This window comes from Lacihabitans soyangensis (assembly GCF_024343775.1).
Lineage (GTDB): Bacteria > Bacteroidota > Bacteroidia > Cytophagales > Spirosomataceae > Leadbetterella > Leadbetterella soyangensis.
Genome location: NZ_RJUF01000155.1, coordinates 1 through 1,082 on the forward strand (window position 1 = coordinate 1; position 1,082 = coordinate 1,082).

Annotated in this window: 1 protein-coding gene; it reads left to right on the plus strand. The window is 40.0% G+C overall.

Features of this window, described 5'->3' with window-relative positions:
• On the plus strand, positions 1–1,082 hold a 1,082-nt coding region (locus EGI31_RS15185; RefSeq protein ID WP_255038003.1), incomplete at both ends, for an SdrD B-like domain-containing protein.

Genomic DNA, 1,082 nt, shown 5'->3' on the forward strand with positions numbered 1-1,082 from the left:
CAGTGACGATAGTATCAGGTGAAACTAATAACACATTAGACGCAGGATACTTCAAACCAGCTAAGTTGGGAGATTACGTATGGGAAGATGTAAATAAAAATGGTATTCAAGAATTTGGAGAAAAAGGAATTCAAGGTGTAACAGTTAAATTGACAGGAACAACCGGAACTGGTGCACTGGTTAGCTTAACGGCGACAACAGATGTGAATGGTTTCTATCAGTTTACTAATTTAACTCCAGGTACTTATAGTGTAGAATTTGTAACTCCTGGTGCAGCTGGTGATTATACAAATAGCCCTAAAGACCGAGGTTCAAACGATGGAATTGATAGCGATGCTGATCAAATCACAGGAAAAACTGGTTCAATCATAATTCAAAGTGGTGATGATAATCAAACTGTTGATGCTGGTTTCTATAAATGTATTAAAACGGCTGAATTTAATTATCCAATCACTAAATTCTGTTACAAGGATAATACTATTCTGATACCAAATTTTGCAAATGGTGCAATAGCAGGCCAGTTTACATCATCTCCATCTTTAGGAGCTGGTGCATTAAATACTACTTCTGGTAGTATCACCATTGCCTTGGCGAATTCAGGTTCTTACACAATTACAAATACAATTGCGGCAGATGGAAAATGTCCATTAGTTTCTGCAACAACCTTAGTAGTAGTTCCTGAACCTTTAGAATTTAATGGACAGCCAGTGGTTAAAAATGTTTCATGTTTTGGTGGAAATGACGGAAGTGCTGAAATTAGTGTAAAAGGTGGCAAGCTCCCTTACACATATGTATGGAGTACCTCTCCAGTTCAAACCACGAATAAAGCCACAGCCTTAACAGCTGGTACGTACTCGGTAGTTATAACAGATGCGAACTCATGTACAGTAACAGCAAGTGTAACGATAGCACAGCCAACGCAATTGACTGCGAGTGCAACGAAGATAGATGTTAGCTGTTTCGGAGGAAACGACGGAAGAGCAACGGTAACAGCCTTGGGCGGAACACCAGCATATACTTACAACTGGCTACCAAGCGGTGGAACCTCAGCAACAGCAAATGGTTTGACTGCTGGCAGCTAT